General features: G+C 70.8%; 23 protein-coding genes. 14 read left to right on the top strand and 9 right to left on the bottom strand.

The annotated features are described in order from the left end of the window. Positions 1–78 precede the first annotated feature (78 nt). Positions 79–1785, top strand: coding sequence for a substrate-binding domain-containing protein (locus tag ASH01_RS02580; RefSeq protein ID WP_056770978.1), 1707 nt, complete (start codon positions 79–81; stop codon positions 1783–1785). A gap of 32 nt (positions 1786–1817) precedes the next feature. Here the strand turns inward: ASH01_RS02580 and ASH01_RS02585 are convergent, their stop codons facing one another. Continuing rightward, on the bottom strand, positions 1818–2852 hold the full coding sequence (locus tag ASH01_RS02585) for a 4-hydroxy-3-methylbut-2-enyl diphosphate reductase (protein WP_056770981.1): 1035 nt from the start codon (positions 2850–2852) through the stop codon (positions 1818–1820). A 148-nt stretch (positions 2853–3000) separates the two neighbouring features. Then, the gene (locus ASH01_RS23825; RefSeq protein ID WP_268807393.1) at positions 3001–3123 is read right to left on the bottom strand and encodes a hypothetical protein; all 123 of its coding nucleotides are present in this window, start codon (positions 3121–3123) and stop codon (positions 3001–3003) included. A gap of 95 nt (positions 3124–3218) precedes the next feature. Here ASH01_RS23825 and xseA point away from each other — a divergent pair, with 95 nt between their 5' ends. Then, positions 3219–4607, top strand: a complete 1389-nt coding sequence (gene xseA, locus ASH01_RS02590; RefSeq protein WP_056772604.1) for an exodeoxyribonuclease VII large subunit — start codon at positions 3219–3221, stop codon at positions 4605–4607. Positions 4608–4617: 10 nt separating this feature from the next. Next, a complete protein-coding gene (locus ASH01_RS02595; protein ID WP_056770982.1) occupies positions 4618–4908 on the top strand; it encodes an exodeoxyribonuclease VII small subunit in 291 nt (96 codons plus the stop codon). Between the two features lie 52 nt (positions 4909–4960). Here the strand turns inward: ASH01_RS02595 and ASH01_RS02600 are convergent, their stop codons facing one another. Continuing rightward, positions 4961–5638 carry a DUF4245 domain-containing protein gene (locus tag ASH01_RS02600; RefSeq protein WP_056770984.1) on the bottom strand — a complete coding sequence of 226 codons (678 nt, stop codon included), beginning with the start codon at positions 5636–5638 and terminating at the stop codon, positions 4961–4963. A gap of 96 nt (positions 5639–5734) precedes the next feature. Here ASH01_RS02600 and glpX point away from each other — a divergent pair, with 96 nt between their 5' ends. The 8 genes from glpX to ASH01_RS02640 all read left to right on the top strand — a co-directional run bounded on the left by glpX (position 5735) and on the right by ASH01_RS02640 (position 15550). Then, positions 5735–6727 (top strand): class II fructose-bisphosphatase, encoded by a 993-nt coding sequence (gene glpX, locus ASH01_RS02605; RefSeq protein WP_056770987.1) that lies wholly within the window; start codon positions 5735–5737, stop codon positions 6725–6727. Positions 6728–6738: 11 nt separating this feature from the next. After that, positions 6739–7686, top strand: coding sequence for a carbohydrate kinase family protein (locus ASH01_RS02610; protein ID WP_056772607.1), 948 nt, complete (start codon positions 6739–6741; stop codon positions 7684–7686). Positions 7687–7813: 127 nt separating this feature from the next. Beyond that, positions 7814–9541 (top strand): substrate-binding domain-containing protein, encoded by a 1728-nt coding sequence (locus ASH01_RS02615; RefSeq protein ID WP_056770991.1) that lies wholly within the window; start codon positions 7814–7816, stop codon positions 9539–9541. 241 nt (positions 9542–9782) lie between these two features. Then, complete coding sequence (locus tag ASH01_RS02620; RefSeq protein WP_056770993.1) at positions 9783–11144, top strand: ABC transporter substrate-binding protein; 1362 nt, start codon at positions 9783–9785, stop codon at positions 11142–11144. After that, positions 11141–12301 carry a carbohydrate ABC transporter permease gene (locus ASH01_RS02625; protein ID WP_327191899.1) on the top strand — a complete coding sequence of 387 codons (1161 nt, stop codon included), beginning with the start codon at positions 11141–11143 and terminating at the stop codon, positions 12299–12301. The genes ASH01_RS02620 and ASH01_RS02625 overlap by 4 nt, the downstream gene beginning before the upstream one ends. Further along, positions 12298–13161: a carbohydrate ABC transporter permease gene (locus ASH01_RS02630; protein WP_200958933.1), complete on the top strand. Its 864-nt coding sequence runs from the start codon at positions 12298–12300 to the stop codon at positions 13159–13161. Before ASH01_RS02625 ends, ASH01_RS02630 begins: the two co-directional genes overlap by 4 nt. Before the next feature lie 146 nt (positions 13162–13307). Continuing rightward, the gene (locus tag ASH01_RS02635; protein ID WP_056771001.1) at positions 13308–15020 is read left to right on the top strand and encodes a fumarate hydratase; all 1713 of its coding nucleotides are present in this window, start codon (positions 13308–13310) and stop codon (positions 15018–15020) included. Between the two features lie 14 nt (positions 15021–15034). After that, positions 15035–15550, top strand: a complete 516-nt coding sequence (locus ASH01_RS02640; RefSeq protein WP_056771004.1) for a beta-class carbonic anhydrase — start codon at positions 15035–15037, stop codon at positions 15548–15550. Between the two features lie 18 nt (positions 15551–15568). Here ASH01_RS02640 and ASH01_RS02645 read toward each other — a convergent pair whose 3' ends face one another. From ASH01_RS02645 to glmM, 3 genes are all read right to left on the bottom strand, one after another. Beyond that, on the bottom strand, positions 15569–16738 hold the full coding sequence (locus ASH01_RS02645) for a low temperature requirement protein A (RefSeq protein ID WP_200961743.1): 1170 nt from the start codon (positions 16736–16738) through the stop codon (positions 15569–15571). Positions 16739–16777: 39 nt separating this feature from the next. Further along, complete coding sequence (locus ASH01_RS02650) at positions 16778–18829, bottom strand: M3 family metallopeptidase (RefSeq protein ID WP_056771006.1); 2052 nt, start codon at positions 18827–18829, stop codon at positions 16778–16780. Positions 18830–18910: 81 nt separating this feature from the next. Further along, a complete protein-coding gene (gene glmM, locus ASH01_RS02655; RefSeq protein WP_056771011.1) occupies positions 18911–20257 on the bottom strand; it encodes a phosphoglucosamine mutase in 1347 nt (448 codons plus the stop codon). A 258-nt stretch (positions 20258–20515) separates the two neighbouring features. Here glmM and ASH01_RS02660 point away from each other — a divergent pair, with 258 nt between their 5' ends. Next, a complete protein-coding gene (locus tag ASH01_RS02660; protein WP_056771015.1) occupies positions 20516–21682 on the top strand; it encodes a hypothetical protein in 1167 nt (388 codons plus the stop codon). A 145-nt stretch (positions 21683–21827) separates the two neighbouring features. On the opposite strand, the gene rpsI is transcribed toward ASH01_RS02660, so the two are convergent. Both rpsI and rplM read right to left on the bottom strand, forming a co-directional pair. Continuing rightward, on the bottom strand, positions 21828–22331 hold the full coding sequence (gene rpsI, locus ASH01_RS02665; protein WP_020143190.1) for a 30S ribosomal protein S9: 504 nt from the start codon (positions 22329–22331) through the stop codon (positions 21828–21830). 34 nt (positions 22332–22365) lie between these two features. Next, complete coding sequence (gene rplM / locus ASH01_RS02670) at positions 22366–22809, bottom strand: 50S ribosomal protein L13 (RefSeq protein WP_020143191.1); 444 nt, start codon at positions 22807–22809, stop codon at positions 22366–22368. Positions 22810–23074: 265 nt separating this feature from the next. Between rplM and ASH01_RS02675 the strand changes: the two genes are divergently transcribed. Together ASH01_RS02675 and ASH01_RS02680 are read left to right on the top strand one after the other, a co-directional pair. Then, positions 23075–23716 carry a winged helix-turn-helix domain-containing protein gene (locus tag ASH01_RS02675; protein ID WP_056771019.1) on the top strand — a complete coding sequence of 214 codons (642 nt, stop codon included), beginning with the start codon at positions 23075–23077 and terminating at the stop codon, positions 23714–23716. A gap of 5 nt (positions 23717–23721) precedes the next feature. Then, a complete protein-coding gene (locus tag ASH01_RS02680; RefSeq protein ID WP_056771022.1) occupies positions 23722–25035 on the top strand; it encodes an MFS transporter in 1314 nt (437 codons plus the stop codon). A gap of 178 nt (positions 25036–25213) precedes the next feature. Here ASH01_RS02680 and ASH01_RS02685 read toward each other — a convergent pair whose 3' ends face one another. After that, positions 25214–26155 carry an aldo/keto reductase gene (locus tag ASH01_RS02685; RefSeq protein ID WP_056771024.1) on the bottom strand — a complete coding sequence of 314 codons (942 nt, stop codon included), beginning with the start codon at positions 26153–26155 and terminating at the stop codon, positions 25214–25216. Positions 26156–26176: the final 21 nt, after the last annotated feature.

Raw genomic sequence — 26176 nt, forward strand, 5'->3', positions numbered from 1 at the left:
CGGCGATGTCCGATTTGTCCGGGAAGTGGACACCTGCTACGGCGCCGCGGACAATACGCGCGTGGGATTGGGTAGATCGTGACCGGGGCGGGGGGCCCGGGTCCGGAGGACTCCAGCGCGCCGACCCGGCGCATCGGTCCGTACGAGCAGAGCCTGCGCGAGTCGCGGGAGCGTCTCGAGGCGGCCGAGCGCGAGCATGCCCGCCGGCGCCGTCGCACGCGCGTCATCGCGGCCGTCGCGACCCTCGCGGTGGTCGCCGGCGTCGGCTACGGCGCCTTCCGCTACGTCGGACTCCGTGAGGTCCCGACCGCCCTGCCCACCACCGCTGCCCAGCCGACGTCGTGCGCCGACCCGGTCAAGGTCCGGGTGTCCGTGGCCCCGGCCATCGCGCCCGCCGTGGCCGCCGCCGCCGACTCCCTCGCTGCACGGTCGGACGGCCCGTGCGCGGCCTACACGATCGACTCCGAGGAGCCCTTCTCGGTCGCAGGGTCGCTCGGTGGTGCGGGGCGCCCCGACGCCTGGATCACCGACTCGTCCGTCTGGGTCGGGCGTGCGAACGCTGTCTCCGGTTCCCCGGTCACGCCCGGCGAGCCCTTCGCCTCGAGCGCCGTCCTCGTGGCGATGAAGGACGAGACCGCGTCCGGCCTCGGCAGCCGCCTGCGCTGGGCCGACCTGCTCGGCGGTCCGGTGCCGATGCGCATCCCCGACCCGAACCGGTCGGCGATCGCCCGGATCGCGCTCGGCGTCGCGTCGACGTCGCTCCCGGACGCCCGGCTGCGCGCGCTCGCGGCGACGTCCGCGCCCACGGGCACCGGCGGCGTGTCTCTCGCCGGCATCGCGACGGCCGGGCGCAGCGTCGGGGCCGTCGTCTCGCAGGCGCAGCTCGTCGCGTGGAACACCGCCCACCCCGACCAGGCGCTGGCGGCCGTGGCGCCGTCCGAGGGAGCCCCGGCCCTGGAGTACTCCCTCGTGTCGCTGACGAAGGATCCGGACAAGACCGGTCCCGTCACCGCGCTGGAGCACTACCTCACATCGGCGGACACGCGGAAGGTCCTGCAGGACAGCGGATTCCGCACGGCCGATGGCGACCCCAAGGATCCGTCGCCGCTGTACGGCGAGATCCACGTGGCCGGTGAGGCCGAGGGCGCCTCGCTCACGAAGGCCGCCGGCCTCTGGAATGCCGCAGCGAAGAAGACCCAGGCCCTGCTCGCCGTCGACGTCTCCGGCTCGATGCTCGAGCGCACCGACAACGGCACCCGTCTCGCGATCGTGCAGAAGTCGACGGCCCGCGCCGTGGCCGCCGTCTCCCCGACGACGATGGCGTCCCTGTGGATCTACTCGCTCCACGTCGGCAGCCGCGCCGACGACTACCGGCAGCTGACCGACTACGGCAGGCTCGGCGTCAGCAAGAGCCTCGGCGCGCTGGACGACGCCGTCGCACGGCTCGACACCTACGTCGGCGGCGGGAGCGGGCTCTACGACACCATCGCCGCCGCCTACGACCGCGCTCGGTCCGCGTGGCGGCCCGGCTACGCCAACACCCTCGTCATCGTCGCCGACGGCCCCAACGAGGACGACTACGGCCTGACCCTCGAGCTGCTCAAGAAGCGTCTCGCCGCCGCGAAGGACCCGAAGCGGCCGGTCCGGGTCGTCGTGCTCGGCATCGGCGGTCGCGCGGACGCGGCAGCGATGCGCCAGGTCGTGGCGATCACGGGTGGCCAGTACGTCTCGACCGAGACGGTCGAGGACCTCCAGCCGGCCCTGACCACGGCGCTCGGCGGCTGACGGGGCGGCGGGGACGCGAGGGCGTCATCGCGTCAGTGGAGCGAGCCGGAGTCCTCGAAGGCGGCGTCGTGGCGCACCGTGCCGGCGTCCTCGCCCTTGGCGGCCTTGAGGTCACGGCGCAGCTCGTTGGGCAGCGAGAAGAGCAGCGACTCCTCGGCGGCGATGACCGCCTCGACCTCGCCGTAGCCCCGCTCCGCGAGCCACGTCAGCACGTCACGCACGAGCACCTCCGGCACGCTGGCACCGGAGGTGACACCCACGGTCGAGACACCGTCGAGCCACGCCTCGTCGATCTCGTCGGCGAAGTCGACGAGATGCCCGTCCCGGGCGCCGTGCTCGATCGCGACCTCCACGAGGCGCACCGAGTTGGACGAGTTGCGCGACCCGACGACGATCATGAGGTCGGTGTCCTTGGCCATCTGCTTGACGGCGAGCTGGCGGTTCTGGGTGGCGTAGCAGATGTCGTCGGAGGGCGGGCTCTGCAGCGCCGGGAACTTCTCCTTGAGGCGAGCGACCGTCTCCATCGTCTCGTCGACCGACAGGGTGGTCTGCGAGAGCCAGACGACCTTCTCCGGGTCGCGCACGGTGACGTTGTCGACGTCGGCGGGACCGTCGACGAGCGTGATGTGCTCGGGGGCCTCGCCCGCGGTGCCCACGACCTCCTCGTGCCCCTCGTGCCCGATGAGGAGGATGTCGAAGTCGTCGTCGGCGAAGCGGACGGCCTCGCGGTGCACCTTCGTCACGAGGGGACAGGTCGCGTCGATCGTCTTGAGGCTGCGGACCCGCGCCTCCTCGTGCACGACGGGGGCCACCCCGTGGGCCGAGAAGATGACGGTGGCACCCTCGGGCACCTCGTCGGTCTCGTCGACGAAGATCGCGCCGCGCTTCTCGAGCGTGGTGACGACGTGCTTGTTGTGCACGATCTGCTTGCGCACGTAGACCGGCGGCCCATAGAGCTCGAGGGCCTTCTCGACGGTCACGACCGCCCGGTCGACACCGGCGCAGTAGCCGCGTGGCGCCGCGAGGAGGACCTTCTTGGCGGACGTCTGGTCGGCTGGCTCGCTCATGGGCCCATCGTACGGTGGCGCACCGCTCGCCCCCGATTCGCCGCCCGGGCCGCGAGGACGCCGCAGCGGGCGAGGACCGGCCAGGCACCGCTCGACGAACGACCTCGACGCGGGCCCTGGACTCGACCACGTCGTCAGGGTCCTCACGTCAGAAGGCCCGCTTGACGGCATACGCACCCGGGTCCGTGACGAGCCGGTGGACCTCGCCCATGGCGCCTCGTGCGACCCACTCCATCGAGCGGACCGAACCGAGCGCGTAGCGGTCGGCCACCCAGCGCGCAGTCTCGTCAGGCTCGGGGATCACCCGCGCCGACGCCAGGTGCGTCACATCGACCCGGCAACACCTTTAGGGTGACGCGGGTGAGCATGACGAGCCCGCTGCCCGACAAGGCCGCCGACACCACGGCCGAGCAGCCGTGGCCGGTGCGGGTGCTCAGCCTCAAGATCTCCGACTACATCGACCGGATGAGCCAGCTGTGGGTCGAGGGCCAGGTCGTCCAGTTCAACCCACGCGGCGGCACGGCGTTCCTCACCCTGCGCGACCCCGACGTCGACATGTCCCTGTCGGTCTCCGTGCCGATGAACGCCGTCAACGCCATGCCGATCCCGCTCGCCCAGGGCGCCCGGGTCGTGCTCCAGGCCAAGCCGACGTTCTGGACCAAGCGCGGCACCCTCCAGCTCGAGGCACGCCAGATCCGTCCCGTCGGCATCGGCGACCTCCTCGCCCGCGTCGAGATCCTCAAGCGCACGCTGGCTGCCGAGGGCGTCTTCGACGCGGGACGCAAGCGACCGATCCCCTTCCTCCCGCACCGCGTCGGCCTCATCACCGGACGCAACTCCGCGGCCGAGAAGGACGTCGTCGAGAACGCCCGGCGCCGTTGGCCCGCCGTCGTCTTCGAGATCCGCGAGGTCGCCGTGCAGGGCACGTCGGCCGTCACCGAGGTCGTCGAGGCGCTGCGCGAGCTCGACGCGATGCCGTCCGTCGACGTCATCGTCATCGCCCGCGGTGGTGGTGCGCTCGAGGAGCTGCTCCCCTTCTCCAACGAGGCGATGGTCCGTGCGGTCGCCCAGGCCCGCACCCCCGTCATCAGCGCCATCGGGCACGACGTCGACACCCCGCTGCTCGACCTCGTCGCCGACTGGCGGGCCTCGACACCGACCGACGCCGGCAAGAAGGTCGTCCCCGATGCCGCCCACGAGCGCGCCCTCGTCGACGCGGCACGCGACCGCGTGCGCCGCGCGCTCGTGCGCCGGGTGGAGGCCGAGCGGTCCGGGCTGCGCTCCCTCGTCTCCCGCCCCGTCATGGCCGACCCGGTCGCCCTGGTCCGCGCGCGTCGTCAGGAGGTCGCCGCCCTCCGGGCGCGGGCCACGACGCGCGTCGAGGCCCGACTGCACCGCGCCGCCGACCAGGCCGAGCACCTCCGTCGCCAGGTCGTGGCCCTCTCCCCCCAGTCGACCCTCGAGCGCGGGTATGCCGTCGTGCAGCACCGCGACGGCCGGATCGTCATGGACCAGGACGACGTCGGGGTCGGCGAGCTGCTCCGGGTCCGCGTCGCTCGCGGCGACTTCGGCGTACGCCCCGTGACCGCCGGCGCCGAGGACGCCCCGCCGAAGGCCTCGACGCGCAGGACCGCGGCTCGGAAGACGACGAGCGCCCCTGCCAGGAAGGCGGCCTCACCACGCACGCCCCGGGCGGGCAAGCGGCCCGACACCCCGCCGGAGCCGACCGGCGGCGGCGACGCCACGACGCCGTAGGGTGGCGCCCATGGCTGACGCGACGACCACCGACGGCTTCCCTGACATCGCCGGGATGCGCTACGAGGACGCCCGTGAGGAGCTCATCGCGATCGTCGCCCAGCTCGAGGCCGGGCAGGCCCCGCTCGAGGACTCGATGCACCTCTGGCGTCGCGGTGAGGCGCTCGCCGCGCACTGCGCGACGTGGCTCGACGGTGCCCAGGCCGAGATCGAGCGGGCGACGCGTCCGACGTCTCCCGCAGCACCGACCGGCGAGCTGCACGCCGACGACGAGATCTTCGACGAGGACGACGAGTCCTGACCGACCGCCCCTGACCGACGGGCCTCGACCGACGGGCCTCGACGGGGTCGGGTCAGCCGGTCGTGGTCGACGGCGCGGGGGTCACGCCGGGCGCGGGCGTCACGGGCGCGAGGGCCGCGACGAACGCCTTGAGCTCGTCCTCGGGCGCGGTGCCGCTCGCCACGAGCGTCAACCCGCGAGCGCCGTCACCGCGGGCGACGTAGGCGACCTGGCCCGCATCGTTCGCGACGAACTTCTCGAACGTGCGCCCCGAGACCGTCACGGTGCCGGCGGCGTCCCCGTCGTCGACCGAGCGGGCGACCCAGCCCTGGGTCGCGCCCGCCGCCTGCTTCAGGGCGATGTCCTTGCCGCTCGGGGTCGTCCAGACCGTCGTGAAGGTCTGGACCTTCTCGGTGCCCGGCGTAAACGTCGCCACGGTCGGCACCCAGCCGTCGCCGAGGCCCTTCGGCAGCTGGACCGGCCACGACGTCTGCGCCGCGACCTGGCTCGCCTTGCCGGCCGCGTCGACGGCCGGGCGCTGCACCTGGGTGATGCGGGGGACGATCGCGACGAGCGCGAGCACGAACAGCCCGATGACGAACATCGAGCGGAACATGTTGGGGAAGGTCCCGAGCGAGTAGCGGCTCGGCGGAGCGGCCGGCGTGGTGGGGCCTGCGGCCTCCGGTGACTCGGTCGCCGGAGCGGGGGTGGTCTCTGCCGGGGGTGTCGACGGCGTCGACGGGGTGTTCATGCCCCCATGGTCCCCGACTCCCGGACGCGGTCCAAACGCGGGTGTGGCCACCGATAGGCTGGCGCCGACTCGTTCTGCGCCGACGGAGGACCTTTGATGAAGCACAGCCAGCCGGATCGCAACCTCGCTCTCGAGCTGGTCCGGGTGACCGAGGCAGCGGCCATGGCCGGGGGCCGCTGGGTCGGCCGCGGCGAGAAGAACAAGGCCGATGGTGCCGCCGTCGAGGCGATGCGCGCCATGATCTCGACCGTCAGCATGCGCGGCGTCGTCGTCATCGGCGAGGGCGAGAAGGACAACGCCCCGATGCTCTTCAACGGTGAGCAGGTCGGTGACGGCACCGGCCCCGAGGTCGACGTCGCCGTCGACCCGATCGACGGCACGACGCTGACGGCCAAGGGCATGAACAACGCCGTCGCCGTCATGGCCGTCGCCAACCGGGGCGCGATGTACGACCCCTCGGCCGTGTTCTACATGGACAAGCTCGCGACCGGTCCCGAGGCGGCCGAGGTCGTCGACATCCGGCTCCCCGTCGCCGAGAACATCCGGCGCATCGCCAAGGCCAAGAAGGAGACGCCGGCCGACGTCACGGTCGTCATGCTCGACCGGCCGCGCCATGAGCACCTCGCCGAGCAGATCCGCGACACGGGCGCCCGCATCCGCTACATCGTCGACGGCGACGTCGCCGGCGCCGTCATGGCCGCCCGCCCGGGCACCGGTGTCGACCTGCTCCTCGGCATCGGCGGCACCCCCGAGGGGATCATCGCCGCCTGTGCCATCAAGTGCACCGGCGGCGTCATCCAGGGCCGGCTCTGGCCCAAGGACGACGAGGAGCGCCAGAAGGCCCTCGACGCCGGTCACGACCTCGAGCGGGTCCTGTCCACCGACGACCTCGTCGTCGGTGAGTGCTTCTTCGTCGCGACCGGCATCACCGACGGCGAGCTGCTCCGAGGCGTGCGCTACGGCGCGAAGTCGGCGCGCACCAACTCCCTCGTCATGCGCTCGCGCAGCGGCACCATCCGCACCATCGACAGCGAGCACCGCTTCGACCGCCCGGGCTGGTTCGGCAGCACCGACATGATCGAGGAGTGAGGACCGCCACGATGTCCGACCCGACGCCCCCCTCGTCGCCCGTCCGCACCCTCGTCGTCGGCGAGGCCCTCGTCGACGCGGTCACGACCGCCGGCGGCGACACGGCCGAGCACGTCGGCGGCAGCCCCGCCAACGTCGCCTTCGGCCTGGCGGCCCTCGAGCACCCCGTCGACCTCGCGACGTGGATCGCGACCGACGAGCGCGGTCGCCGCATCGAGGACGTATGCCGTGAGCGCGGCGTCGCCCTGACGGCGGGCTCGCAGGGTGCACCCTTCACCTCCGTCGCGCACGCGACGCTCGACGCCACGGGTGCCGCGACGTACGTCTTCGACCTCGAGTGGCAGGTGGCCGCGGTCCCCGGCCTCACGGCATACGGCCACGTCCACACGGGCAGCATCGCCGCCGTCCTCGAGCCCGGGGGCGGTCAGGTGCGCGAGATCCTCGCCGCGGGCCGCGAGCTGGGCGCCACCGTGTCCTACGACCCGAACGCGCGGCCGTCGCTCATGGGGCGTCCCGAGCAGGCCCGTCACACCATCGAGAGCTCGATCGCACTGTCCGACGTCGTCAAGGTCAGCGACGAGGACATCGAGTGGCTGTGCCCCGGCGAGGCCATCGACGACGTCGTCCGCGCATGGGGTGAGCTCGGACCCTCCCTCGTCGTCGTGACCCGCGGGGGCGAGGGCACGGTCGTCCGCGTCACCCGCACCGGCGAGCAGCAGGCGCTCCCGGCGCCCACCGTCACCGTCGTCGACACGGTCGGGGCCGGTGACTCGTTCATGGCGGGGCTCGTGTCGGGCCTCATCGATGCCGGGCTGCTCGGCGGACCGGACGCGCGGACCCGTCTGCAGGCGGCGTCCCTCGCCGACGTCGTGCCCGCGGTGGAGCGCGCGCTGCGCACCGGAGCACTCACCGTCGAGCGCGCCGGGGCCCATGCGCCGACCCGAAACGACATGGCCTGAGGACAATTCGGGCATTCGACAAGAAGGCCAGCAGTCGGGCACCATTCTGCGCGACTCGCCGGGTAGTTTTGGCCGGTGGTTCACCCTGACGCCCCGGTGCCGGGGCGTCCTCATGTGAGGAAACCTCGTGTCCAACCCCACCCCTCCACAACGCCCCGTCGGCCCGTACGAGCAGAGTCTCATCGAGAGCCGCGCCAACCGTAAGGCCCTCGAGGCCAGGATCGCCGCGGCTCGCCGCAACCGCATCATCGCCGCCGTGCTCGGCGTCGTGCTGCTCGCCGGGGCCGGCGTCGGCGGCTTCGTCTGGTGGAAGGGCCGGGAGGTGGCTCCCGTCGCCGCCCTCACGGCTACCCCTGGCAAGTCGTGCCCCGACCGCACCCCGGTCTCCGTCTGGGTGTCCGAGGCGGCCCAGCCCGCGGTGCTCGCGCTCGCCAAGGAGTACCAGGCCGACCCGGACTCCCCGTGCGTCGACTACGTCGTCAAGGGCAAGGCACCGATCGAGGCCATGATCGGTCTGGGCCAGGGGCAGCCGGACCGGCCCGACGCCTGGATCCCCGACTCCCCGCGCTGGGTCGAGCGCGTCAACGAGGCCGCCAAGCTCAACGCCAAACCGGCGGGCGCCTTCGCCAAGAGCCCCCTGGTCATCGCGATGGATCCCGCCCAGGCCGACAAGCTCGGTGACCAGCCGAAGTGGCTCGAGCTCGTCGCGTCGGACAGCCCGATCCGGATGAGCGACCCCCGTTCGACCACGGCCGGCATGCTGACGCTCGCCTCGGCCCTGCCGGAGCTGTCCAACGAGCAGGGACGCGTCGTCATCCCCAAGCTCGCCAAGGGTGCGGCCGCCTCGGTCGACGACCTCTTCAGCGCCTACAACGCCGACCCCGCGACCGCGGCGGCCTTCCCGGTGTCCGAGGCCGACCTCATCGACCACAACCGCCTCTACCCCGACCACAAGATGGTGTCGGTCACCCCGAACGAAGGCACTCCGGCCTTCGAGTTCTCCCTCGTCAACGTCGCGACCGACCCGGTCCGCGACCAGGCCGTGGAGCTGCTCCGTGCCTACCTCATGACGCCGACCGCCGCCAAGATCTTCGCGCAGTACGGCATCCGCTCGACGGCCGTCCCCGTCACCATGCCGACGCCGGCGGGCAGCGTGGGCGACGTCAAGATCGGGCCGAGCCCCGACGCACAGACCGTCACCGCCGCCACCAACGTCTGGCAGTCGGCGACGACCGACTTCTCGATCCTGTCCGTCTTCGACGTCTCCGGCTCGATGAACGACAAGGTCGGCGACACGACCCGCGTCGCCATCACGCAGGAGGCGGCCGGCATCGCCCTGGCGGCCCTGCCCAAGACGACGAAGCTCGGGCTCTGGATCTTCTCCATCGACAAGGGGGGCAAGGGCCAGGACTGGCGCGAGCTCGCGCCCATCGGTCGCCTCGACGACGACTCCCACCGGGCCGTCGTCGCGACCGCGGCGAGCACCCTCGCCAAGAACGTCGGCGGCGGCACCGGGCTCTACGACACGATCTGGGCCGCCTACCAGAAGGTCAAGCAGCAGTACGACCCCAACCGGGTCAACGCCGTCGTCATCCTCACGGACGGCCGCAACGAAGACCCGAAGGGCATCTCGCTCGAGCAGCTCAAGGCCAACCTGCGCGCTGCGAGCGACCCGTCCAAGCCGATCGCCATCACGACCATCGGCATCGGGCCCGACGTCGACCCCAAGGCGCTGTCGCAGATCTCGAAGATGACCTACTCCGACTTCTACGCGGCGCCGTCCCCGGCCGACATGACCACCGTCCTCGCCCGGGCGCTCTTCGACCACGAGTGCAAGAACGGCCGCTGCGTCTGACCCAACGGGCCAGACGACGCCGTCGCCACACCTTTCACAGCAGAAACACGCACGACCCCCGGCCCGCCGGGGGTCGTGCGTGTTTTCCGGCCGTCCAGAGACGGCGTGTCGCGGGTAGGTCACGGGCAGGTCACCCCACTAGACCCGCCTGCGGTGACGCGGTAGGAATGAGGTGTTCCACGTGACCATGGTCACGTTGATCGGTGGGGATCGACGCACAACTCAACGACGAGGAGCGACCATGAGCGGTATCCCAAGACGTGCACTGAGGGCTGGCGGGGTGGTCGCAGCCGCTGCACTCGTGCTGACCGGCTGCCTCCAGAACCCCAACGCCTCCGGCGGCTCCGGCGGGGCAGGAGGAGCCGGTGGCGGGTTCGCTGACGGCGGATCGGCCGACGGCGACAAGGTCGTGACGATCCTCGGCGCCTTCGGCGGTGACGAGGAGAAGAACTTCAACGCCTCGCTCGCGGAGTTCGAGAAGGCCAGCGGCATCGACATCAAGTACACCTCCGACCAGGACTTCACGACGACGATCAAGCAGAAGGTCAGCTCGGGCGACTCCCCCGACATCGGTCTCTTCCCGCAGCCCGGCGGCATGATCGAGATGGCAGCCCAGGGCAAGGTGCAGCCGATCGACACCTACCTCGACTATGACAAGCTCCAGGGCACGCTGCTCCCCGGCTTCCTCGACGCGGGTCGCTACAAGGGCCGCGTCTACGGCGCCCCGATGCGCAACGCCGTCAAGAGCATCGTGTGGTACCCGAAGGCTGCCTACGAGAAGGGCGGCTACAACCAGTCGCCCGACACCATCCAGCAGCTCCGGACGGACGTCGCCGACAAGATTGCCGCCACCGGCATCACGCCCTGGTGCATCGGCTGGGAGTCCGACCAGGCCACCGGCTGGGTCGGGACCGACTGGGTCGAGGAGCTCATGCTCCGCATGTACGGACCCACCGTCTACGACGACTGGACCTCGCACCGGATGCCGTTCAACGACCCGAAGGTCGTCAAGGCCCTCGACGAGGCGGCCAAGTTCAACAAGGACCCGAACATGGTCCTCGGCGGCACGAAGGGCGTGCTCAACACCGCGTTCGGCGACGCCATGACCCCGGCCTTCGCAAACCCGCCGAAGTGCATGCTCCACCGCCAGGGCAACTTCGCCACGACGTTCTACCCGAAGAACGTCCAGGCGGACCTCGACAACCAGGTCGGCATCTACGTCTTCCCGAAGTTCGCCGGCGGCTACGACGGTCAGGCGATTCTCGGCGGCGGTGACCTCGCAGCCCTCTTCAACGGCAACGACCCTGACGCCCAGAAGGTCATGGCGTTCCTCACCTCCGACAAGTTCGGCGGCCCGTGGGCCAAGGCCGGCGGGTGGCTCTCGCCCCACAAGACCTTCGACCTCAGCAACTACCCCAACGAGACGACGAAAAAGATCGCGCTCATCGCCAACAAGGCGAGCGTGCTCCGCTTCGACGGCTCCGACCTCATGCCCAAGTCCATCGGCTCGGACGTCTTCTGGAAGGAAATGGTCAAGTGGGAGAACGGTCAGTCCTCTCAGCAGACGGCTGACAACATCGAAGCGGCTTGGCCCAAGTCATGACCGCCGACACCAGCGCGGCAGCGCCGCGACAGCGAATGCGCACCGGGGACGACCCTGACGCCCACCTGCGGACCAACCCGGCCAAGCTCGTGCTCGGCCTCGTGGGGATGATCGCGATGGTCTGGGGCCTGGCCAACCTCTTCCTCGCCTTCGCCTACTACCCGCAGTGGTTCGGGAACAACAAGTTCATCATCGGCGTGCTCGCCATCATCGGCGGCGTCGGCGGTGCCGCCCTACTGTTCTTCTTCCTCAACATGTTCGTCGAGTCGCTGCCGCGGCGGCTGTCGGAGGGCGCGATCCCCTACGCCTTCCTGCTGCCGGGGCTGCTCCTCGTCGCGCTCATGCTCATCTACCCGACGTTCCAGACGATCAACTACTCGTTCGCCAACTCCGACAGCACGGCCTACGTCGGGTTGCAGAACTACAAGACGATCTTCGCCGACCCCGAGTTCTGGAGCTCGATCGGCAACAACGTCCTGTGGCTGCTCATCGTGCCCGCGATCGTCGTCGCCTTCGGCGTCATCGTCGCGGTCCTCGCCGACAAGCTCTCCGCGACCGGTGAGAAGACGGCCAAGAGCCTCGTCTTCCTGCCGATGGCGATCTCCTTCGTCGGCGCGTCCGCGATCTGGGGCCTCGTCTACGCCTACAACAACCCGGGGCAGACCCAGACCGGACTGCTCAACGCGATCTGGGTCGGTCTCGGCGGCGACCCGCAGACGTGGCTCGCGATCTCGACCGCCAAGCTCAACTCGATCCTGCTCATGGTGATCCTCATCTGGCTGCAGGTCGGGTTTGCCATGGTGCTGCTCTCCTCGGCCATCAAGGGTGTCCCCGAGGACACCATCGAGGCGGCGCGCATCGACGGGGCCGGTGAGGTGCAGATCTTCTGGCGCGTCGTCATCCCGCAGATCCGCGGCACGATCATCACGGTCTTCGTCACGGTCTTCATCACCGTCCTCAAGGTCTTCGACATCGTCTACGTCACGACGAACGGCGCCTATGGCACCAACGTCATCGCGAACCTCTTCTTCAACAAGCTGTTCGCAGCGAGCGAGGCCGGACAGGCGACGGCCATCGTCGTCGTTCTGCTCATCGCGGTGACACCGCTCATCTGGTACCAGATCAAGCACTTCCGCGACGAGGAGGCCAACCGATGAGCCGCTCACTGATGAAGGACGGGCGGCCTCGTAGCCCGTTCTCGATGGTCACGATGGGCGTCCTCGCGCTGCTCTGGACGATCCCGACCATCGGCCTGCTCGTCACCTCGTTCCGCACCCGCGACGACGCCGCGGGCTCGGGCTGGTGGACGGCGCTCTTCAACCCGTTCAGCGCCGACTGGACGACGAGCAACTACTCGGGCGCCTGGACCGGGGCCGACCTCAGCTCGGGCTTCATCAACAGCATCGTCGTCGCCATCCCGGCGACGGTCATCCCGATCATGTTCGCGGCGTTCGCCGCCTACGCGTTCACCTTCATGGACTTCCGGTTCAAGGAGTTCTTCTTCCTGCTCATCATCGCCGTCATGGTGGTCCCCATCCAGGTGGCCTTCCAGCCGATGCTCAACCTCCTCGGGCCGCGCGGCCTCGGCATCAGCGGGGAGTACATCTCGGTGTGGCTGCTGCACACGGGCTTCGGCATGCCGCTGTGCATCTACACCCTGCGCAACTACATGAGCACGCTCCCGCGCAGCGTCGTCGAGTCGGCCAAGATCGACGGGTGCAGCCACTTCCAGACCTTCTGGAGGCTCGTCGCGCCGATGTCGATCCCGGCCATCGCGGCGTTCGCGACGCTGCAGTTCCTCTGGGTGTGGAACGACCTGCTCATCGCCAAGCTGTTCCTCAAGAGCGAGAACACGACCGTCATCGTCAAGCTCCAGCAGCTCCTCGGCACCCAGGGCCAGGGCCAGGAGCTCCTGACGGCTGGCGCGTTCATCTCGATCGTCGTCCCGATGATCGTGTTCTTCACCCTGCAGCGGTTCATGGTCCGCGGCATGACCTCCGGCGCCGTCAAGGGCTGAGGCACCCGCCTCGGCGCTCGCGCACCGACCTGCTCGCCAGTCCCCTCCCGGCCGTCACTAGGCTGGGAGGGGACTGTCGTATGCCGTGGGGCTCGGCGGCATACGCCCGACCAGCTCGAGCCCACCTGTATCGCAAGGAGCGTTTCGTGGCCGACTTCGCCTACGAGGACCTGCTGCCCATCGGCGCCGACGAGACGCCCTACCGGCTGCTGACGACCGAGGGCGTGCGCGCCGTCGACGGGCCGGGGGGGCGCACGTTCCTCGAGGTCGACCCGGAGGCGCTGCGGCTGCTGACCGAGACGGCGATGCACGACATCGCCCACTACCTGCGCCCGGCGCACCTGCAGCAGCTGCGCAACATCCTCGAGGACGACGAGGCCAGCAACAACGACAAGTTCGTCGCGCTCGACCTGCTCAAGAACGCCAACATCGCGGCCGGTGGCGTGCTGCCGATGTGCCAGGACACCGGCACCGCGATCGTCATGGGCAAGCGGGGCCAGCACGTGCTGACGCCGGGCACCGACGAGCAGGCGATCAGCGAGGGCGTCTACGACGCGTACACCCGCCTCAACCTGCGCTACTCGCAGATGGCCCCCCTCACGACGTGGGAGGAGAAGAACACCGGCTCCAACCTGCCGGCGCAGGTCGAGCTCTACGCCGACACGCTGCCCGGCCACGAGGCGCAGTACAAGTTCCTCTTCATGGCCAAGGGCGGCGGCTCGGCCAACAAGAGCTACCTCTACCAGGAGACGAAGGCGATCCTCAACGAGGACGCCATGATGCGCTTCCTCGACGAGAAGCTCCGCTCCCTCGGCACGGCGGCCTGCCCGCCCTATCACCTCGCCATCGTCATCGGCGGCACGAGCGCCGAGTTCGCCCTGAAGACAGCCAAGTACGCGTCGGCGAAGTACCTCGACACGCTGCCCACCTCAGGGTCGCTGACGGCCCACGGCTTCCGCGACACCGAGCTCGAGGAGAAGGTGCTCGAGCTGACCCGCCAGTTCGGCATCGGAGCCCAGTTCGGCGGCAAGTACTTCTGCCACGACGTGCGCGTGGTCCGCCTCCCCCGACACGGCGCGAGCCTCCCGGTGGCCATCGCCGTCTCGTGCTCGGCCGACCGGCAGGTGCTCGGCAAGATCACCGCCGAGGGCGTCTTCATCGAGCAGCTCGAGACCGACCCGGCACGCTTCCTTCCCGACGCCGGCGCCGTCGACCTCGGCGAGCACGAGGACGACGCGATGGGTGTCAGCTCGATCAGCAAGAACGTCGTCGTCAAGGTCGACCTGACGCAGCCGATGGACGACATCCTCGCCGAGCTCGCCCGGCACCCGGTCAAGACCCGGCTCTCGCTCACCGGGCCGCTCGTCGTCGCGCGCGACATCGCGCACGCGAAGATCAAGGAGCGGCTCGACGCGGGCGAGGAGATGCCGCAGTACCTCAAGGACCACCCCGTCTACTACGCCGGCCCCGCCAAGACGCCAGAAGGTATGCCGTCCGGCTCGTTCGGGCCCACCACCGCCGGGCGGATGGACTCCTACGTCGACCAGTTCCAGGCCGCCGGCGGGTCCAAGGTGATGCTCGCCAAGGGCAACCGGAGCAAGCAGGTCACCGAGGCGTGCGATGCACACGGCGGCTTCTACCTCGGCTCGATCGGCGGCCCGGCGGCCCGGCTGGCCCAGGACTGCATCAAGCACGTCGAGGTGCTCGAGTACGAAGAGCTCGGCATGGAGGCGGTGTGGAAGATCGACGTCGAGGACTTCCCCGCCTTCATCGTCGTCGACGACAAGGGCAACGACTTCTTCGCCGAGGTGAGCAAGCCGATGGCCTTCACCATCTCGAAGCGACCCGGACTCCAATGACCGAAAGGACAGATATGAGCGAGAACGCCTCTGCGGGAGCGGGATTCGACGACCTCCTCGCCGCCAACCGCGCCTATGCCGACCGTTTCGAGATGGCCGGCTTCGACGGCATCGCCCAGGCCGGCGTCGCGATCGTCACGTGCATGGACTCCCGCATCGATCCCCTCGGCCTCGTCGGCCTCAAGCCGGGCGACGCCAAGATCTTCCGCAACCCGGGCGGGCGCGTGGCCTCCGAGGCCCTCGAGGCGCTCGTCCTCGCCACCCACCTGCTCAATGTGGACCGCATCCTCGTCGTGCCCCACACCCGGTGCGCCATGGCGTCGAACAGCGAGGCCGAGCTGCGCGAACGTGTCGGTGCGAGCGCCGGCAAGGACGCGTCGTGGATGACGTTCCACGCCATCGCCGACCAGGAGCGCGCCCTGCGCGAGGACCTCGCCAGGGTGCGCACTCACCCGCTCATCGCCGAGGGCGTCGAGGTCGCCGGCTTCATCTACGACGTCGACTCCGGACTGCTCCGGCCCGTCGCCTGACCCGCTCCCGGTCGTGGGTCAGGTGACCGCGCGCGTGGTCCAGACGTGGTGCGCGACGGCGGCGGCCAGCACGAGCCCCGTCGTCAGCACCGTCAAGCCCACCGGCGGGCCGATGGCGGCGACGCCCAGCAGGACGAGCCCGACGACGACGCCCACCCGGGTCTCGACGACGGGCGCTCCCGCCATCGCGTGCATGGCCGTCAGGCACCACACGTAGACGGCCACCGCACCGGCGAGCGCCACCCCCACGACACGGTCCGTCGTGTGCGCCTCGCCCTGGACGAGGTCGACGGCGGCCGCGAGCGCCGCCCCGGTCGCCGCCACCGAGACGAAGACGAGGTAGTGGCCGTAGCCGGTGACGAACGTGCTCCGGATGCCGCCCTCGAAGAGACCCGCGTGCTCGCGCTTGAAGTAGAGCCACCACATGGAGAAGACGATGAGCAGCCCGCCGACGACGATGGCGAGCAGCCCGGCCTCCGCGCCCTGCTCCAGCGCCCCCTGGACCGCCTGCACCGAGGCGAGGATGACCTCGCCGAGCACGATGATCGTCAGCAGGGCGTAGCGCTCGGCGATGTGGTGCGGGTGGAACGGCGTGATGCCGTGCCGCTCGGCCACGATGGGCACGAGCAGCTCGAGGACGACGAGGGCGAAGAACGACACGAGCAGCGCCGTCTGCCCGTTCAGGAGCAGCCGGGCGATCCACAGCACCTGCACGATCGCGATGCCCGACGCATACGTCAGCGCGGTGCGCCGCCCCTCGGGGTGGCCGGCCGCCGCGCGGAGCCACATGGCCACCATCGCGAAGCGCATCACGGCGTAGCCGCCGACGACGAGTCCCGACTGCTCCGTGCTGAAGAGCTCGGGGATGCCCGCGGCGAGCATGAGCGAGCCGGCCATGATGGCGAAGGTCAGCAGGCGGTACGTCACGTCGTCGCAGTCGTACGACGAGGCGAACCACGTGTAGTTCATCCACGCCCACCAGATGGCGAAGAAGACCATGACGAAGTTGACGAGGTCGCCGAGATGTCCTTCTGCGAGGCCGTGGTGCCACTGCGCGGCGGCACTCGCGATCGCGACGACGAAGACGAGGTCGAAGAGCAGCTCGAGCGGGGTCGCGACGCGATGCGGCTCGTGGGGGTCACGGGGCTGCATGCGCCGCGACAGGGGCACGACGTTGACGTGGCTCACGGGCCGAGTCTGCCAGCAGCGCGCCGGCCGGTGCCCCCGTCAGCCGAGACCGCGCCGCTCGATGAGGTGCCGGATGTCGGCGTCGGCGCCCCGGAACTCGCGGTAGGACTCGAGCGGGTCGGCCGCGCCCCCGATCCCGACGACGTGCCGGCGGTAGTGGTCGCCGTTGGCGCGGGTCAGGCCGCCGTTCTCGCGGAACCACGCGACGGTGTCGGCGTCGAGCACCTCGCTCCAGATGTAGGCGTAGTACTGCGCGTCGTAGGCGTACGAGAAGGTGTGCGCGAAGTACGTCGACCGGTAGCGCGGCGGCACGAGCGGGTTCGCGAGCCCGACCGCGGCCAGGGCGGACGCCTCGAAGGCCTCGACGTCCGTGACGCGCGAGGCCTCCTCGACGTCGATGGCATGCCACGCCTGGTCGAGCAGCGCTGCAGCGAGGTACTCGCCCGTCGCGAAGCCCTCTCCGAACGTCTGCGCGGCGACGAGCCGGTCGACGAGCTCCTGCGGCAGCGGCTCCCCCGTCTCGTGGTGGACGGCATAGCTCCCGAGCACCTCGGGCCAGAGCATCCACATCTCGTTGACCTGGCTCGGGTACTCGACGAAGTCGCGGAAGACGCGGGTCCCGGCGAAGTGCGGGTAGGTGACCCGGGCGAGCAGGCCGTGGATCGCGTGCCCGAACTCGTGGAAGAACGTGCGGGTCTCGTCGTAGGTGAGCAGCGTCGGCTCACCCGGACCGGGATTGGGGACGTTGAGGTTGTTGCACACGACGGCGCTCGTCCGGCCCAGCAGGGTGTTCTGGTGGACGAGGCTGTTCATCCACGCCCCACCCTTCTTCGTGTCGCGGGTGTGGAGGTCGAGCAGGTAGAGCCCGAAGGGCGTCCCGTCGGCGTCGTGCACCTCGAAGACGCGGACGTCGGGGTGGTAGCCCTCGAGGTCGTCCCGTTCGTCGAAGGTCAGGCCGTAGAGCAGCCCGGCCGCGTGGAAGATCCCGTCGTGGAGCACCCGCTCGGCCTCGAAGTAGGGCCGCATCGCCGCGAGGTCGACGGCATACCTCGACGCACGGACCTTCTCGGCCCAGAAGGCCCAGTCGTGCGCCTCGACCGGATGGCCCGCCTCGTCCTCGAGCAGCGCCCGCTCGGCCTCGATGTTGCGGGCCGCGGCCGGGGCGAGGCGCCCCAGCAGGTCCATGACGCGCTCGGGGGTGCGCGCCGTGGAGTCGGCGAGCGCCGCGGCGGCATGCGTGTCGTAGCCCAGGAGCCGGGCCCGCTCGGCCCGGAGCCGGACGGTCTCGAGGACGAGGGCCTTGGTGTCGTTGGCGTTGTCGCGGTTGCCGCGGGAGCCCTGCGCCTCGTGGAGCCGGCCGCGCAGGTCCCGGTCGGTGAGCGAGGCGAGGTGCGGGTGCCCGGTCGGCAGGACGAGCGTGAGCAGCCAGGCCCCCTCGTGCCCGTGCTCGGCCGCAGCCGCCGCGGCGGCCGAGATCTCGCCGGCGGTCAGCCCGTCGAGCGCCGCCACGTCGTCGACGAGGACGGCGAGGTCGTTGGAGTCGGCCAGCAGGCGCTTCTCGAACTGGGTGCCGAGGCTCGCAAGCCGCCCGTTGAGCTCACGCAGGCGGTCCTTCGCGCTCTCGTCGAGCCCGGCCCCGGCGACGGTCATCTCGGTCAGGTGCCGCTCGACGAGCCGTCGCGACTCCGGGTCGAGGGCGGCCATCGCCACCTCGTCGTCGTGGACGGCCCGGATCCGGGCGTAGAGGCGCGGGTCGAGCCGGACCGCGTCGGCGTGCGCGGTGAGACGCGGCGCATACTCCTCCTCGATCGCCTGCACGGCGTCGGTGGCGAGGGAGCTCGACGTCCCGAAGAAGGCCAGGCTCGTCCGGCTCAGCGTCTGCCCCGAGCGCTCCAGCGCGACGAGGGTGTTCTCGAAGGTCGCGGGCGCCGGGTCGGCCGCGATCGCCTCGACCTCGGCGAGGTGCTCGGCCATGCCGCGGTCGAACGCCTCGCGGTAGTGCCCGTCACGGATCAGGGCGAAGGGCGGCAGCCCGTGGGGCAGCGGGCTCGGGGCGAGCAGCGGGTTGGCGGCCGGGGTCTCGTCGGGCATGGCCTGAACCCTACGCAGCAGCGGCTCCGCCCTCGACCCGGTTTCGACCGGAAACCCGAGGGCGTATGCCGTCCGGCGGGCTCAGAGCGACAGCTCGGCCCTGACGACCCCGACGAGGCGGTCGGCGAGCGTGCGGGCCTGGTCGCCGTCGGCGGCCTCGACCATGACGCGGACGACCGGCTCGGTGCCGGACTTGCGCAGCAGGACCCGACCGCTCTCCCCCAGCTCTCCCTCGGCCGCACGCACGGCGTCGGCGACGGCCGTGTTGGCCTCGAGGGCCGACTTGTCGACGTCCTTGACGTTGACGAGCACCTGCGGGAAGTGGGTCATGATGCCGGCGAGGTCGGCGAGCGTCCGGCCGGTCGCAGCGACCCGTGAGGCGAGCATGAGCCCGGTGAGGGTGCCGTCGCCTGTCGTGCCGTGGTCGAGCATGACGACGTGGCCGGACTGCTCGCCGCCGAGCGCGTAGCCGCCGGACTTCATCCCCTCGAGGACGTAGCGGTCGCCGACAGCGGTCTGCAGCACCTTGATGCCGGCGCCGCCGAGAGCCTGGATCATGCCGAGGTTGGACATGACGGTCGCGACGAGCGTGTCGCCGCGCAGCACGCCCTGCTCCTTCATGGCGAGCGCGAGGATCGCCATGATCTGGTCGCCGTCCACCTCGTGGCCGGCGGCGTCGACGGCGAGGCAGCGGTCGGCGTCGCCGTCGAGGGCGATGCCGAAGTCGGCGCCGACCGAGACGACGGTCTCCTTGAGGTGCTCGAGGTGCGTGGAGCCGTAGCCGTCGTTGATGTTGAGCCCGTCGGGTTCGCCGCCGATGACGGTCACCTGCGCGCCGGCCTCGCGGAAGGCGCGCGGGGCGACCTCCGACGCAGCCCCGTGCGCGGCGTCGACGACGACGTGCAGGCCCTCGAGCCGGTGCGGCAGCACCGAGAGCAGGTGCGCGACGTAGCGGTCCGCGCCGTCGAGCAGGGGCGTGATGCGGCCGACGTCACCGCCCGTGGGACGCTGCCACTCGTCGCGCAGCCGGGCCTCGATGCGGTCCTCGAGGTCGTCGGCGAGCTTGTGCCCGCCCCGGGCGAAGAACTTGATGCCGTTGTCGGGCATCGGGTTGTGCGACGCCGAGAGCATGGCACCGAGGTCGGCGTCCTGCTCGCCCACGAGGTAGGCGATCGCCGGCGTGGGCAGCACGCCCGCGTCGCGCACGTCGATGCCCGCCGATGCGAGGCCGGCCACCGTGGCGGCCGCGAGGAACTCGCCGGACGCCCGGGGGTCGCGGCCGACGACGGCGACGGGGCGGTGACCGTTGAAGGCGCCCACCTCGCCGAGGACGTGCGCCGCGGCGACGGAGAGGTCGAGCGCGAGCTCGGCGGTGATGTCCTTGTTCGCCACACCACGGACGCCGTCCGTGCCGAAGAGTCGAGCCACGCTTGTGTGCCTTCCCGATGGGTCCGACCCACTGGGCCGGCTGATGTGCTCGCACGACGATACCGCCCCCACGGCATACGGCCATCCGGCGGAGCCCGAAACGGTCACAACGGACATACCCGCTCTGATCGTGCCGGAAAGTGGCAGGGAACTGGCAGGTGGCTCCCATCCACTTCACAGACGCACCCCGCGACGATGTGGCCATCCCGGGGCCCGACACCCGCGGGCCTTCCCGGGTCCTTCCCAGAGAGGCACTCGATGAGCACTCGACGTTCACGGCGACTGGTCGCCGCCACCGCCACCGCCGCCACCGTCCTCAGCGTGGCGACGGCGCTCGGCGCGTCCGCCGCGGCACCGAGCACGTCCGCGCCCGCTGCCGGCGCGTCCGGCGCAGGGGTGACCAACCCGTACTCTCCGGCCTACGGCCACCCCTACCGCCACGGCGCGGTGCCGACCCGCGAGCTCAACACCCAGATGCACCGGTGGGAGGCCCAGACCAAAGGGGCGCGGCCCACACAGGCCAAGACGCTCTCCTACGGCGGCGGCGTCGACGGGATCGGCGTCACGAGCGGCGGCGCCGAGAAGGTCTACCTCGTGTTCTACGGCAGCCAGTGGGGCAGCCAGGGCACCGACGCCGGCGGCAACCTGACCTTCACCGGCGACCCGAAGTCAGGGGCCCCGGTCGTCCAGAAGCTCTTCAAGGGCCTGGGGACGGGCGGCGAGGCCTGGTCGGGCGTCATGACGCAGTACTGCGACGGTCCGCTCGTGGCCAAGGGCGCGACCTCCTGCCCGTCGAGCGCTGCGCACGTGCGCTACCCGACCGGTGGGGCCCTCGCCGGCGTGTGGTTCGACCCGTCGGTCGCGGCGCCCGCGAACGCCACGGCCAAGCAGCTCGGCGACGAAGCCGTCCGCGCCGCAGGGCATTTCGGCAACACCACCGACGCCAGCAACCGCGACGCGCAGTACGTCATCCTCTCCCCGACCGGCACGCACCCGGACGGCTTCAACACCTCGTCCGGGCAGTTCTGCGCCTGGCACGACTACAACGGTGACCCCTACGTCGGGTCGACCAGCCCGTACGGCGACATCGCCTTCACGAACATGCCCTACGTCATGGACATGGGCACGAGCTGCGGGCAGAACTTCGTCAACACCGGCGTCGCGGGCACCGACGACGGCTACTCCATGGTCGAGGGCCACGAGTACGCCGAGACGATCACCGACCAGAACCCGGCCGGCGGATGGACGAACACGACGTCGCGCACCTACTCCGGTCAGGAGAACGCCGACGAGTGCGCGTGGATCGCACCGGGCAGCGCGGGCGGCGCGGGCAACGTCTCGACGACGTCCGGCAGCTTCGCGATGCAGGCCACGTGGTCCAACGACACCAACCGGTGCGACCTCAGCCACGCGACGGTTGGCTGACGCGTCACCGACCCGCCCGGCGGCATACGCCCTCGGGAACGACGAAGGCCCCCGAGGAGTGCTCGGGGGCCTTCGTGCAACCAGCTGAGGCAGCCAGATCAGCGCGACTGGAGCCAAGCGGTGATGCTCGGCGCCAGCCGAAGCATCAGCGCTTGGAGTACTGGGGAGCCTTGCGGGCCTTCTTGAGACCGGCCTTCTTGCGCTCCGGGACGCGGGGGTCACGGGTGAGGAAGCCGGCCTTCTTGAGGGCGGGACGGTTGAGCTCCTCGTCGATGCCGTTCAGCGAGCGGGCGACGCCGAGGCGGACCGCGCCGGCCTGGCCGGAGGGGCCACCGCCGTGCACGCGGACGAGCACGTCGTAGGAGCCGTCGAGCTCGAGGAGCGTCAGGGGCTCCTTGACGATCTGCTGGTGCACCTTGTTGGGGAAGTAGGCGTCGAGGGTGCGGCCGTTGATCTTCCACTCGCCGGTGCCGGGGACGATGCGCACGCGGGCGATGGCCTGCTTGCGGCGACCGGTCGCAGCGCCGGGGGTCGAGACCTCACGGGCGCGCTTCGGCTCGCCGGCGACGGAGCCGTCGGACTCCGAGGTGTACTCGGTCAGCTCGGGCTCGTCGGTGTCGAGGACTTCCTCGTTCACGATGTCAGTCACGTGTCTTGTCGCTTTCTACGCAGCAGCCGGGGGCTTACTGCGCAACCTGGGTGATCTCGAAGGGGACGGGCTGCTGGGCCGCGTGCGGGTGCTCGGCACCGCGGTAGACCTTGAGCTTGGAGAGCTGCTGGCGGGCCAGCGAGTTCTTCGGGAGCATGCCGCGGATGGCCTTCTCGACGGCCTTCTCGGGGCTCTTGGCGAGCAGCTCGGTGTAGGAGGTCGACCGCAGGCCGCCCGGGAAGCCCGAGTGGCGGTAGGCCTTCTTCTGCTCGAGCTTGGCGCCGGTCAGGGCAACCTTGTCGGCGTTGATGATGATGACGAAGTCACCGGTGTCGACGTGCGGTGCGAACTGCGGCTTGTGCTTGCCCCGGAGCAGGACAGCGGCCTGGCTCGCGAGACGGCCGAGCACGACGTCGGTCGCGTCGATGACGTGCCACGTGCGAGTGACCTCGCCGGGCTTCGGGGTGTACGTGCGCAATGGAGTCTGCCTTCGCTTCTGAAAATGGTGGAGCAGTGAATGCCGCTGGGCTCGGTCCGCGTCGCCCGTCTCGTCCACGAGGTGGGGATGACGGGTTCGCCTGACGGCCCGGTGCACAACTTCATCCATGTTACGGGGTCGCGTGCCTGCGCCCAAATCACGGGCACGGACACCGAAAACAGGGCCTGACCTGCACGGATGGCAGATCGAGACCTCCATGCATAGATCTTGTGCACATGAAGTGTGCAGAGGTATTGTGCACACTATGGCTGCACAGGATCCCTCGAACCCCTCCCCGACCGCGTCGTCCGGGCCCTCGGAGGACGAGAACGTCTGGCTCACGCCGGAGAGCGTGCGCGTCCTCGCCCATCCGCTGCGGTCACGCCTGCTCGGGGCGCTGCGCCGAGGCGGCCCGTCGACCGCGACCGATCTCGCCACGCTCCTCGGCACCAACTCCGGCGCCACGAGCTACCACCTGCGCAAGCTCGAGTCGGTCGGGCTCGTCCACGACACCGAGGAGGGCGAGGGCAAGCGCCGGCTGTGGCGCGCGAGCTCCGAGTACCACTCCTGGCACCCGAGCGACTTCGAGGGTGACGAGGACTCCGAGACCGCCCTCAACTGGCTCACGCGCGACTACGCCCGCCACTTCAGCGAGCAGTACGACAAGTGGCTCGACGTCTCGACGACGTGGCCCACCGCGTGGCAGGACGCTTGCGGCTCGAGCGACGCGGCCGTGCTCGTCACCGCCGAGTCCCTCGAGGCGATGCGGGAGGAGATGTGGGACCTCATCGAGCGCTACCGCCGCGTCGGACAGGGCAACCCGCAGGCGCGGCGGATCGCCGTCTACGCCTTCGCCTACCCGCTCGACCTCGACCGACCCCCGACGACGACGACGACGAAGGACTGAGCCCGATGAGCCCACGGGACACCCTGCTCTCCCCCACTGCGGCCCGCCGCGTCTTCCTCGCCCTGAGCTTCACCCGGTGGTTCCCGGTCGGCCTCGTCGTCGGCCTACTCACCCTGTGGCAGCTGGAGCGAGGCCTCACCGTGGCGCAGGCGATGACCATCTCGTCCGCCGCCGGGCTGACGATCTTCGCGCTCGAGCTGCCGACGAGCGGCTTCGCGGACGCCTTCGGCCGCCGGCCGGTCTTCGTCGTCTCGGCCGTCGTCAACGTCCTCGCGAGCAGCATCCTGCTCGTGGCGCACTCCTTCTGGGCCTTCTTCGCGGCCGCCGTGCTCACCGGCATCTTCCGCGCCCTCGACTCCGGCTCCCTCGAGGCGTGGTTCGTCGACACGGTGCACGCCACGACTCCCGGCGCCGACGTCGACGGTGCCCTCGCGGCCCAGGGCACCGTGCTCGGCGGGGCGATCGCCTCTGGGGCCCTCGTATCCGGCGGCCTCGTCTGGTGGCACCCGTTCGCGGGTGCGTCGGCGCTCGTCCTACCCGTCGCCGTCTTCGTCGCCCTCAACGTCGTGCACCTCGTCGCCGTCCTCGTCCTCCTGCGCGAGCCGCGCGGCGCCGAGCACCTCGACGCCTCGGGTGCCCGCCGCGCCCTCGCCTCCGCGAAGGAGGCTCCCGCCGTCGTGCGCGACGGCCTGGGCCTGCTGCGGAGCAACCGCGCGCTGCGCGGCGTCGTCTGCGTCGAGGTGTTCTGGTCGGTGGCGATGATCGTCTTCGAGACCTTCCAGCCGATCCGTCTCGCCGAGCTCGTCGGTGGCGAGGAGCGCGCCGGCGCGATCATGGGCCCGGTGGCCGCCGCAGGATGGGCCGTCTTCGCCCTCGGCGCGGCCCTCTCGGGATGGTCGAGCCGCCGCATCGGCGTCACCCGCACCGCGATCGCCGCCCGCGTGCTCAACGGCCTCGGCGCGGTCGTCATGGGACTCGTCGCGGGGCCTGCGGCGCTCATCGCCGCCTACGGCGTCACGTACCTGCTGCACGGCGCGGCCGGTCCGGCCCACTCCGCGCTGCTCCACCGCGAGGCCCAGGCCCGCAACCGCGCCACGGTCCTGTCGATGAACTCCATGGTCGCCTCCGTGGCCTTCGGCGTCGCGGCCCCGCTCCTGGGCCTGCTCGCCGAGCGCACCTCGACACAGGTGGCCATGGTGACCGCAGGAGCCGTCAGCATCCTCGGCGCCTGGTTCTACCGGCACGCCCTGCACGCCGAGAAGGCCCGCGCGGCCGAGGGCGTCACGACCGGGCCTGCGCTCCACCCCGCCGTCGACTGAGCCGCCCTCAACCCCCACGCGAGTGACCCCGCCGCCACACCCGCCTCCCGGGCCTGTGACGGCGGGGTCACTCGTCGATCGCGGGCGTGCGCCCGGTGGGACGGGGCCACTCGACGGAAGGGTGGGACGGGGCGCTCACTCGAGTGGGACGGGGCGCTCACTCGATGTGAAGCGGGGGTCAGGCGGGCGGGGTGGTGACGGCGTCGAGCTCGGCGAGGTCCTCGGCGGTGGGCTCCCACAGGCCGGCCCGGACGTTGTCGACGACCTGCTCGGGGCGCGTCGCCCCCGCGATCACCGAGGCGACGGCCGGCTGGGCCGCGAGCCCGCCGATCGCGACGTCGATGGGGCGCAGACCGCGCTGGGCGGCATACGCCTCAAGGGCCTCGATCGTGTCCCAGTCGGCGCCGTCGAGCCGGTCGGCCATCCCGGCCAGGCGCGTGCCCTCGGGGGCCGGCTCGCCCCGACGGTACTTCCCGGTGAGCAGGCCGGAGGCGAGCGGGAAGAACGGGAGCAGCCCGACGCCGACGTGCTCGCACGCGGGGACGACCTCGTCCTCGACGTCACGCTCGAGCAGGGAGTACTCGTTCTGCGCCGAGACGAACCGCGAGGAGCCCGCGTCCCGCGCCGTCCAGTCGGCGTCGACGACCTGCCATCCCGTGAAGTTGCTGCTGCCGAGGTAGCGCACCTTGCCCTCGCGGACCAGCTCGTCGAGCGCCGCGAGCGTCTCGTCGATCGGGGTCTGCGGGTCGGGTCGGTGCAGCTGGTAGAGGTCGATCCAGTCGGTGCCGAGGCGCCGCAGGCTCGATTCGACGGCCTTGCGCACGTAGCGGCGCGACCCACGCACACCCCAGTCGGGGCCGTTGGCGCCCTGCATGTCCATGCCGAACTTCGTTGCCACCACGACGTTCTCGCGCTCAGATCCCAGAGCGAGGCCGAGCATCTCCTCGCTGGCGCCCTGGCCGTAGATGTCGGCGGTGTCGAAGAGCGTGATGCCGCTGTCGAGGGCCTGGCGCACCACGGCGTTCGTGCCGTCCTGGTCGAGGCGCCGACCGAAGTTGTTGCAGCCGATGCCGACGGTCGAGACGGTGAGCCCGCTGTCGCCGAGCTGCCGGTAGGTCATGTCAGGAGTCGCAGTCACCCG

Source organism: Terrabacter sp. Soil811 (assembly GCF_001429655.1).
In the GTDB taxonomy this organism is placed as follows: Bacteria; Actinomycetota; Actinomycetes; order Actinomycetales; family Dermatophilaceae; genus Terrabacter.

Coding starts and splice junctions, on each gene's coding strand:
- ASH01_RS02585 (WP_056770981.1), bottom strand. CDS start 2,852: ATGAGCGAGCCAGCCGACCAGACGTCCGCCAAGAAGGTCCTCCTCGCG.
- xseA (WP_056772604.1), top strand. CDS start 3,219: ATGACGAGCCCGCTGCCCGACAAGGCCGCCGACACCACGGCCGAGCAG.
- ASH01_RS02595 (WP_056770982.1), top strand. CDS start 4,618: ATGGCTGACGCGACGACCACCGACGGCTTCCCTGACATCGCCGGGATG.
- ASH01_RS02600 (WP_056770984.1), bottom strand. CDS start 5,638: ATGAACACCCCGTCGACGCCGTCGACACCCCCGGCAGAGACCACCCCC.
- glpX (WP_056770987.1), top strand. CDS start 5,735: ATGAAGCACAGCCAGCCGGATCGCAACCTCGCTCTCGAGCTGGTCCGG.
- ASH01_RS02610 (WP_056772607.1), top strand. CDS start 6,739: ATGTCCGACCCGACGCCCCCCTCGTCGCCCGTCCGCACCCTCGTCGTC.
- ASH01_RS02620 (WP_056770993.1), top strand. CDS start 9,783: ATGAGCGGTATCCCAAGACGTGCACTGAGGGCTGGCGGGGTGGTCGCA.
- ASH01_RS02625 (WP_327191899.1), top strand. CDS start 11,141: ATGACCGCCGACACCAGCGCGGCAGCGCCGCGACAGCGAATGCGCACC.
- ASH01_RS02630 (WP_200958933.1), top strand. CDS start 12,298: ATGAGCCGCTCACTGATGAAGGACGGGCGGCCTCGTAGCCCGTTCTCG.
- ASH01_RS02640 (WP_056771004.1), top strand. CDS start 15,035: ATGAGCGAGAACGCCTCTGCGGGAGCGGGATTCGACGACCTCCTCGCC.
- ASH01_RS02650 (WP_056771006.1), bottom strand. CDS start 18,829: ATGCCCGACGAGACCCCGGCCGCCAACCCGCTGCTCGCCCCGAGCCCG.
- ASH01_RS02660 (WP_056771015.1), top strand. CDS start 20,516: ATGAGCACTCGACGTTCACGGCGACTGGTCGCCGCCACCGCCACCGCC.
- ASH01_RS02675 (WP_056771019.1), top strand. CDS start 23,075: ATGGCTGCACAGGATCCCTCGAACCCCTCCCCGACCGCGTCGTCCGGG.
- ASH01_RS02680 (WP_056771022.1), top strand. CDS start 23,722: ATGAGCCCACGGGACACCCTGCTCTCCCCCACTGCGGCCCGCCGCGTC.
- ASH01_RS02685 (WP_056771024.1), bottom strand. CDS start 26,155: ATGACCTACCGGCAGCTCGGCGACAGCGGGCTCACCGTCTCGACCGTC.